The sequence below is a fragment of the Amazonocrinis nigriterrae CENA67 genome (assembly GCF_016056305.1).
Taxonomy (GTDB): Bacteria; Cyanobacteriota; Cyanobacteriia; order Cyanobacteriales; family Nostocaceae; genus Amazonocrinis; species Amazonocrinis nigriterrae.
Genome location: NZ_JAECZC010000054.1, coordinates 1 through 9,502, shown reverse-complemented (window position 1 = coordinate 9,502; position 9,502 = coordinate 1). Strand labels below are relative to the sequence as shown.

Sequence of the window (9,502 nt, the reverse complement as noted above, 5' to 3'; positions counted from 1 at the left end):
ACCGACAATCGTCTCGTAGCCATCGGGCAAGCTGGCGATAAAATCATGAATCTGGGCAGTTTTGGCTACTGAAATTACCTCTTCTAGCAGTGCGTTGGGTTTGGCATAGGCAATATTTTCGCGGATAGTCCCGGAAAACAATGTGGTTTCTTGGAAGACAATGCCAATATGACTTCTTAAACTTTTCAGTGTAAAATCCCGCACATCCCGCCCGTCAATGCGAATCGCTCCCCCTGTCACATCGTAAAAGCGGGCAAGCAAATTCATAATTGTGCTTTTTCCCGAACCTGTCATCCCCAACACGGCGATCAATTCCTTGGGCTTGGTTTCAAAGGAAACTCCTTTGAGGGCTTCGGTTGTCGAGCCGGGATAGCGAAAGGAAACATTCTCAAAGGTGATTCTACCACCACAAGTATCAAAGGAGATGGCACCAGAGCGATCGCGAATTTCCACTTCTGCATCAACCACTTCATACACTCGTTGGGCAGAAGCAGCTGCACTAGCAATGGCAGGTGCAGCAAATCCAATCAATAAAATCGGTTGCAGAATCAATGCTAGATAGGAATTAAACGCTACCAGTTCACCAATAGAGAACTGACCCCCAATTACCTGCGCCCCTCCAAAACCGAAAACTGCCAACGTTACCAAACTACTTAACAAAAAAATAAACGGGAAGGTATTACGGATAGCGCGAATGGTCTTCATGTTTGCCTTAAGCAGGCTATCATTCAAGCTCGTGTAACGCGACCTTTCGGCAGATTCCCGCACAAAAGCTTTTACCACCCGTATTCCCACTAAATTCTCTTGTAATACAGCATTCAAATCACCCAGTTGTTGTTGAATCTGCTCGTACAGTACACTATTGCGGCTGATAAATCGCACCATCAACGATCCCGTTAAAGGCACCACCGTCAAAGTAATTAACGCCAGCCGCCAGTTCATCAGCAGCAAAATCACCGCAATTGTCACTAATGTGACAACTCCACCAATCACCTGAATCAGGTTAGTACCCACAAATGTGCGGATCTGCTCAATATCACTGGTCATCCGGGTTAGTAGTTGGGAAGTTTGTGCTTGGTCATGAAAGCTGAAACTGAGATTTTGAATTTTGCTGAAAATTTTGTTGCGTAAATCATAGGCCACACCTTGAGATGCAGCCTCTGCTAAATAGCTTTGCCCAAAGTTAAACACACCGCGAGCTACAGCAGCAACTACCATCCAAGCAGCGCTGTAAAGTACAATTTGTAAATTTTGTTTGGCAATACCGTGATCGATTCCCCAGCGAAATAGTTGCGGGGTCAGAGCATTAGCAAGTGTCAATAACAACAAACTAACTAAAGCTCCAAGCGTTGTCCAAGGGTAAGCTTTCAAACTCCCCAGTACCCGCCAAATTGCCTGCATAGACGAAGTTTCTTGGATTTCTGATTGCTGCACCAATGGAATTCACCCTGATATTTGGGAAAATTATATACGGGAATGGGACATTGGGAATGAGGAATTGGGCATGGGGGAGGCAGTGCGTTGGGCGGCTTTGCCGACTTGAAGCACCTGCCGTCATTGGGCATTGGGACTATAAATAACTAATGACAACTGACAACTGACCACTGACAACTGACACTTTAATTGCACCGCCCTACTGATTCTCAATATCGCCATCGTTTTCTCAGCCACCAAACCACAAAACTAACAATGATTCCAAGCATGAGACTGGCACTGAGAGGGTATTTGCAAAAAAACTGAACTTGCTGAAAAATATCTTTACAATCTTTTGCCGTATCTTTTATTAGAGATACCGTTACTATCCCAGCACCAGCTACAGCTACAAGCTCTTGAAAGTTGCGATCGCGTTCTAATTTCTCGACTTCTATACGACTGCGAGTAGCGTTAATTGTATCTTCCAAAAGTTGCAACCCCAGCTGCATATTTTCGATATCTTTGGTAATTTGCGGTAAATATTTTTTCTGAGCTAGGTTGCTAAACTTTTCTAAAAAATCTAGTTGATTATTTTTACCTGCTTTCTCTTTAATCAAAGCCAAGCGAATTTGATAATTCGCTAAATTAATCTCAATCGTTTGTTTTTGAAAAGACAGATTTAGTAAATCTATTGTATATTTTTGAAGAATATTATCAATATTATTTAATATTGTTTGAGAATTTGCAATATTTTGCTTTTCTTGGGAATCGTGCTTTTGATTGATAACTTGTCTATTTTTATCAACTTTGTGAAAATGGTTGACCAGAGATTCTTTGGCTAAACGACTTTGCCAATAAGCCCAGGTAATCTTACTGCGATAACAAAACAATCCCATCCAATCGCTATAAAATTCCGCAGCCTTTTCTGCACTGTCTCGATTAGGATAAATCGCAATAATTACATGGTGTGCGTTATGATTTATATGATTATTTACATTAACTATGCTCTGATTGAAGTTATCTGTCTGCGATAACTCAAAAACTGTAGCGTCTAAAAATCTACCTCTATTTGGCTGCCAAGAACCTGTAAATAAAGCACAATAGCAATCTTTAGCTATATCTTCAGGATTTCGAGGCGAGTTACCTGGTAGCCAGCCAGAAAGCATCCAAGTTTGTCCAATTGTAGATAGTGGTGAATTTAGTTTTTGGGTGATTTCAGCTTTTAAAATTTCAAAATATTTAGCTGATTGAGCTTCAAGTTGATTTTTAAAGGAGCAATCAATTTGCAAGCCATAAGTATCATTTATTCTCACAGTATAATAGTATCCTTCTAAAATTTCCTTGGTTGGCTGCAAGTCAATTTGAGGAGGATACGTTAGTTCTAAATACTCAATTTCAATGTCAGCATCGTTGAATTGAGTATCAGGTGGTAATTGTGCTAAAAAAGTTGCTTTGTTTTTTTGTATTTCTTCTTCAGTGGCGTTTAAAGGACTTTTTAAAGTATATAAAAATAAATCGAGAGTAGGATAGATTAAATCGCTCATGAGCAAAGGAAAACTAATTTAGAGAATGAGACCGGGATAAAAATTGTTTCCATTTATCCAGAAAAGTGACCTGTTTAACTGTTTCTTCTGGTTGCTCAGAACTACCAACAATGACTGCAACATTATTTATTTGCGTTTCATAGTCTATAGCCTCTGATTTGGGTTTAAACCCTCTAGTGATAGGAGCATTATCAAGAGTATTGAGCCTACTAATTTCAGCTTCCGTAGGCATTAAATAGTTAGGAATCTCTTCTATTGTATCCAGTTGAGATTTATAAAATTGATAAGCTTGATTTAATTCAGGATTAGCAGCAATTATCTCTAGCAAATGTTTTTTAATATAATTTTCCCAAGCTTTTGGCTGAGAGTCTAATTGCTTGGCAAGTTCCTTTAAATTATGTCTTTCTTGTTGGCTGAGGGAAGTATTTAAGCCTTGGAAAGCTAGAAGAAAAGCCATAATAGTATTGTCATTTACTTTCATGGTCTTTATGTCAAACTCACTATAGCTAGTATAGACATATTTCAAAGATGATTTATAAAGAGATATTCCAGCTTAGACTGCGTTAACACAGGCAAAAAGTATTTCATTTGCTGGGATTTACAGCTAACTGATACTATCTAAAATTTTCAAATCTTTACATAGCCGTAACGCACCATACTGAACTAAGTACGACTAAGTTTCTAAATTAATATCTTTTTTAACAATGGTTATTTGCAATTGTAATTGTAGCTAACTCTCACAAATTCAGGTAATTTTTTTCTAAATTTTCTCAGCCAAATTACTTATAAAATTACAGGTTAATTGCTAGGCAGTCAAGGTTGGCAATCATATATGCTGAAGTGTTTGCTTATCTATGGTTTAAATTATAAGTATTGATTAGCACTTAATATTAAAGAATAACTATTCTTTCTTTGCTGCTCATCACTAATTAGCTTAAGTATTTATCTTGAAAATGCAAGTTTCACATATGACTTTTATTTAAATTTTTGTTTTTGATCTCTACAAGAGATAATCTAGTGAATAGAAAGCTGCAAAATAAATTTCAGCTGTGGACAAATTTTGCCTACAGTTCAACACAAAGTTCTCAGGGTTAGTCAGGTAAGAACAATGGCATCGGAATGGGCAGCTCAAGTTATTGGGATTAATTATTATCCAGACTACACCACCTTAAAGCCGCTAACAGCAGCAGCAGAAGATGCAGAAAGAATTGCAGAACAATTAGAACAATACGGTTATAGACCTTTTCGCGCTCAGTGTTTACCTAGAACCTTAAACCAGAAGGGACAAAGTAAAATTGACCCACAAGGGGCGGTAAGGGTGCAAGAATTGCTTGAAGCGATCGCTAATCTCTTCAATCCTCCACCTCCCAATCCTATCCCAGAAACAGCGTTATTTTTCTTTTCTGGACATGGATGGTGTAAAACTGTGGCGGGAAAGGAAGAAGTCTTTTTGGCTACCAGCGATGTTCTACCTGGAGAACAAATCTATGGTATACCTCTAAGTTGGTTGGGAGAGGAATTACAAACAAGCCAAGCTAAACGAGTGATTGTCTGGCTAGATTGTTGCTATGGTGGGGAATTGTTGAAATTTATTCCCACAAACAAAGATTACTGTTTGATTACCGCCACTCGTTCCTATGAAACTGGAATAGAAATCCCCCACACACAGGGGTTATTGACACAGGCGTTAATTGAAGGATTAAACCCACAAAAAGACCCAGATGGGATCATCAATAGCCACAAATTAGCAGATTTCATCAAAAAGCGCATGGCTCAAACAGCCCAGCGTCCCTTAATTGCTAATTCCCAGCGAGCAATTCCGCTAACCACAAAATTTCCGCAACAAAGCTTTCAGGATCAATGTCCTTATCGTTCCCTGTTGTATTTTAGCGAGAACAAACAAGATGCTGAGGTCTTTTTTGGGCGGAGTGCGCTAACTCAACAATTGATTGCACAGGTAAGAAATCATCATCGCTTAATTGCAGTATTAGGAGCTTCCGGTAGTGGGAAATCATCTTTGTTAAGGGCTGGGTTACTGTATCAGCTAAAGTTAGGACAAGAGATTCCTCTAAGCGATCGCTGGACTTATATTACTCCATTTACACCGCAAGAAACTCCTGTGGAAAGTTTAAAGCAAGCTTTTGCAGTTTCCTTGCCTAATTTTTCTCTTCCAGAGACAACAGCAACCCCACCCCCAACCCCTCCCCGTGAACGGGGAGGGGAGGATTTGCGTGAGCAAATGCGGGGTGGGGTTCCAACTGTATTGCAACCAAGTGAGAACCGTGATATCGCTCATGTCATCGCAAAGAGGTTACAAGCATTAACCACACCAGTGATTTTGATTATCGACCAGTTGGAAGAATGCTTCACTATGTGCAATGACAGTCAGCGTCAAGAATTCTTTGACTGTTTGATAGCATTAATTGACGCTACAGATAACCTGTGTATCTTGTTAGGGATGCGATCGGATTTTCGGGGAAGATTGCGAGAATATCCCGAATTTGCCGAAAGAATAGATAAACCTTACATCAACGTCGAACACTTAAACCGTGAGGAACTGGAAGAAGCAATTACTAAACCGGCTGAATGGGTAGGGTTAGGCATAGAAGGAACATTAAAACAGCAACTAATTAACGATGTTGAAGATTACCCTGGCAGTTTACCTCTGCTACAGTATACTTTGACAGAATTGTGGCGGGAGTCGAGAAAACAAGGTGATGAGTTTCTCCGCCTCAAAACTTATCAGGATTTAGGCGGTGTTGAAGGAACACTCCAAAAACGCGCCGATGCAGTTTATGAAAGTCTTTCACTCACAGAACAAACTGTGGCGCGGCGAATTTTTTTAGAATTGACGCAAATGGGAGAAACCATAGATGTCAGGCGGCGCGTGCGCTTACGCGAGTTGGTTAATTCCCATCATTCCCTAGAACTTTTGCAGCAGGTAAGCGATAAGTTAGCCGCTAAAGACGCACGATTAATTACCAAGACAGATGAGCCAGATTCCCAAGATGTGATTTTAGATGTTGTCCACGAAGCCTTAATCCGCCACTGGAAAAAGTTGCGGGATTGGAAAGAGGAATATAAGTGGGGAATAGGCATTGAACGACAGATTGAAGCAGAAGCCCAAGAATGGGAGAAAAATGAGAAAAAGCCAGGATTCCTCAGACAAAATGACAGGTTGGCAGTAGCAGAGTTATATTTAACTAAGTTTGGCGATTGGCAAATGCTGAATGGAGTAGCCGAAGAGTACATTCAGAAGAGTCAAGAACGGCGCGATAAGCTAGTTCGAGAAGAGAAAGAACGCCAACAAGAAAAGCTCAAAGCAGCACGACGGCAAAATCGAGTTGTCACCATGTTTAGTATTGGGTTAGCTGGTGTAGCTATTTTTGCGGTTTATCAATGGTATAACGCTCAAAACAAAGCCAAGGAAGCAATACAAAAAACACAACAAAGTGTCATTGCTCTGGCGCAAACCTCTGAAACTTTCCTACTGTCTAACAAGCATTTTGAGGCTTTAGTTGCAGCTCTACAGTCAGGTAGACAACTTTCAGGTAGACCAGTCAAGGATGCCAATTTAGAACAAACAGCTAACCAGCAAGCTGTAGTTGCACTAAAACAAGCAATTTACAATATTCAAGAGCAAAACCGCTTGGAGGGACACAGCACATTAGTCTATAGCGTAGCATTTAGCCCCGATAGCAAGACCATCGCTTCTGCTAGTTGGGACAAAACTGTGAAACTCTGGAATGCGGCTACAGGTAAGGAAATCATCACTCTAAAGGAGCATACCTATCCGGTCTGGAGTGTAACATTCAGCCCGGATGGCAAGACCATCGCTTCTGCTAGTGCTGACACAACCGTCAAACTCTGGAATGCGGCTACAGGTAAGAAAATCACCACCCTAAAGGGTCATAGCAGTGAAGTCTATGGCGTAGCATTCAGCCCTGATGGCAAGACTATCGCTTCTGCTAGTGCTGACAATACCGTCAAACTCTGGAATGTGGCTACAGGTAAGAAAATCACCACCCTCAACGGGCATAGTAATTTGGTCTGGGGCGTAGCATTCAGCCCTGATGGCAAGACTATCGCTTCTGCTAGTTGGGACAAAACCATGAAACTTTGGAATGCGTCTACAGGTCAGGAAATCACCACCTTCAACGGGCATAGTAATGCGGTCTATGGCGTAGCATTCAGCCCGGATGGCAAGACCATCGCTTCTGCTAGTGCTGACAATACTGTCAAACTCTGGAATGCGGCTACAGGTCAGGAAATTACCACCTTAAAGGGTCATAGCAGTAAGGTCTTGAGCGTAGCATTCAGCCCGGATGGCAAGACCATTGCTTCTGCAAGTTCTGACAAAACCGTGAAACTCTGGAATGCGTCTACAGGTCAGGAAATCACGAGCCTCAACGGGCATAGCAATACAGTTTATAGCGTAGCATTCAGCTCGGATGGCAAGACCATCGCTTCTGCTAGTGCTGACACAACCGTGAAACTCTGGAATGCAGCTACAGATGGGAAAATCACTACCATCAACGGGCATAACTCTGTCGTCTGGGGCGTAGCATTCAGCCCGGATGGCAAGACCATTGCTTCTGCAAGTTCTGACAAAACCGTGAAACTCTGGAATGCAGCTACAGGTGAGGAAATCACCACCTTAAAGGGTCATAGCAGTGAAGTCTGGGGCATAGTGTTCAGCCCTGATGGCAAGACTATTGCTTCTACTGGTGCTGATAATACAGTGAAACTCTGGAATGTAGTTACAGGTCAGAAAATTACCACCCTCAACAAGCATAGCAATGGAATTTGGGGCTTAGCATTCAGCCCTGATGGCAAGACTATCGCTTCTGCTAGTGGTGACAAAACCGTGAAACTCTGGAATGCGGCTACAGGTCAGGAAATCATCACCCTCAACGAACATAGTGATGGGGTCTGGGGCGTAGCATTCAGCCCTGATGGCAAGACTATCGCTTCTGCAAGTTCTGACAAAACCGTCAAACTCTGGAATGTGGCTACAGGTAAGACAATTACCACTTTCAACGGGCATAGTAATTCGGTCTGGGGCGTAGCATTTAGCCCTGATGGCAAGACTATTGCTTCTGCTAGTGCTGACAATACCGTGAAACTCTGGAATGTGGCTACAGGTAAGACAATTACCACCCTCAACGGGCATAACTCTGTGGTCTGGGGCGTAGCATTTAGCTCGGATGGCAAGACTATTGCTTCTGCTAGTTCTGACAAAACCGTGAAACTCTGGAATGCGGCTACAGGTCAGGAAATCATCACCTTCAACAAGCATAGCAGTGAAGTCTATGGCGTAGCATTCAGCCCCGATGGCAAAACCATCGCTTCTGCTAGTGCTGACAATACTGTCAAACTCTGGAATATATACCCAAATCAACTTAAGAATTTAATCACTTCTGGTAGCCTTGAGGATCTAATAAGCTACAGTTGCAATTGGCTACGTCCTTATCTAGAGTCAAATCCCAATGTGAGCAAGAGCGATCGCACCCTCTGCGATGACATTGGTACAAAGAGCAATTAGCTTTGCAACCAGAAATCAATTATTGCTACTGCGATAATATCTTACTTTCGGGAAACTTCCGGGGCGATATTCAAATTCCAACCTTCTCTGTAGCAACTTCCGCCTTCCTTGCAGCAACTTCCGTCTTCACGTTTGCGTGTTTCGCGCAGCCTGTAGCAACTTCCGCCTTCCTTGCAGCAACTTCCGTCTTCACGTTTGCGTGTTTCGCGCAGCCTGTAGCAACTTCCGCCTTGACCTTATTAGAAACAGACTTGTGTAACAACATCTTTCCTTAAAAAGACTTTTCACCCAGTCCCCTGCCATAACTTAACACCAATGCAGCAGTGCTGTACTTCTGCAACAAATGTGGTTTCAATTAGCAAAAAATGCTCTAAAGAACTTAAACTTTAGGTTCTTTCAGAAAAATCAACAATTTCACGTATGACAACTTTTTCAACAATTGTCCACTATAGAGTTAACAGTAGTTTAGAGAATGAGTATTAATTATGGCAAGACAAAAACGCAGTTCACGTACTTTGGGCAAAGCTGAAACACGTCTAGCAAGCATTAAATCTATTAGTCCAACTCTCGATGTCGGAGAAGGATTAACAGTTAAAGATTATACTGAAAAAATTGACAGCCTCAGAAAATTCCTAGAAACATACAATACTATCCTCTCTACTATCGATGTCTTACGAACCCAGATAGTCGAAAATGAACAAGATTTAGCAGACTATTCAGAGAAAATATTGCGTGGTATTGCTTACAAATATGGTAACAATAGCCACGAATATCAAATGGCTGGAGGTACTCGAAAAAGCGATCGCAAGCGTACTGCACGTCAAAGCTTGGTTTTGCCAAAGTAAGTAGAATTGGGAATTGGGAATTGGGAATTGGGAATTGGGAATTGGGAATTGGGAATTGGGAATTGGGAATTGGGAATTGGGAATTGGGAATTGGGAATTGGGAATTGTTATTAGTTATTTCTCCCCTGCTCCCCTGCTCCCCTGCACCCCTGCTC

The 9,502-nt window shown here is 41.7% G+C and carries 5 protein-coding genes; 2 read left to right on the top strand and 3 right to left on the bottom strand.

What is annotated here, in order from left to right; all coding sequences use genetic code 11:
* The 3 genes from I8748_RS22130 to I8748_RS22120 form a co-directional block, all read right to left on the bottom strand.
* The coding region (locus I8748_RS22130; RefSeq protein ID WP_198126704.1) for an ABC transporter ATP-binding protein at positions 1 to 1,437 on the bottom strand (1,437 nt) is incomplete at its 3' end.
* Between the two features lie 206 nt (positions 1,438 to 1,643).
* Positions 1,644 to 2,957 (bottom strand): hypothetical protein, encoded by a 1,314-nt coding sequence (locus tag I8748_RS22125; protein ID WP_198126703.1) that lies wholly within the window; start codon positions 2,955 to 2,957, stop codon positions 1,644 to 1,646.
* A 13-nt stretch (positions 2,958 to 2,970) separates the two neighbouring features.
* Positions 2,971 to 3,438, bottom strand: coding sequence for a hypothetical protein (locus I8748_RS22120; protein WP_198126702.1), 468 nt, complete (start codon positions 3,436 to 3,438; stop codon positions 2,971 to 2,973).
* A 627-nt stretch (positions 3,439 to 4,065) separates the two neighbouring features.
* Between I8748_RS22120 and I8748_RS22115 the strand changes: the two genes are divergently transcribed.
* Together I8748_RS22115 and I8748_RS22110 are read left to right on the top strand one after the other, a co-directional pair.
* Positions 4,066 to 8,502 carry an nSTAND1 domain-containing NTPase gene (locus tag I8748_RS22115; RefSeq protein ID WP_198126701.1) on the top strand — a complete coding sequence of 1,479 codons (4,437 nt, stop codon included), beginning with the start codon at positions 4,066 to 4,068 and terminating at the stop codon, positions 8,500 to 8,502.
* Between the two features lie 485 nt (positions 8,503 to 8,987).
* The gene (locus tag I8748_RS22110) at positions 8,988 to 9,347 is read left to right on the top strand and encodes a hypothetical protein (protein WP_198126700.1); all 360 of its coding nucleotides are present in this window, start codon (positions 8,988 to 8,990) and stop codon (positions 9,345 to 9,347) included.
* Positions 9,348 to 9,502 lie beyond the last annotated feature (155 nt).

Bases quoted from the DNA above. Each gene is read 5' to 3' on its own strand.
- I8748_RS22125 (WP_198126703.1), bottom strand. From the start codon at position 2,957: ATGAGCGATTTAATCTATCCTACTCTCGATTTATTTTTATATACTTTA.
- I8748_RS22120 (WP_198126702.1), bottom strand. From the start codon at position 3,438: ATGAAAGTAAATGACAATACTATTATGGCTTTTCTTCTAGCTTTCCAA.
- I8748_RS22115 (WP_198126701.1), top strand. From the start codon at position 4,066: ATGGCATCGGAATGGGCAGCTCAAGTTATTGGGATTAATTATTATCCA.
- I8748_RS22110 (WP_198126700.1), top strand. From the start codon at position 8,988: ATGGCAAGACAAAAACGCAGTTCACGTACTTTGGGCAAAGCTGAAACA.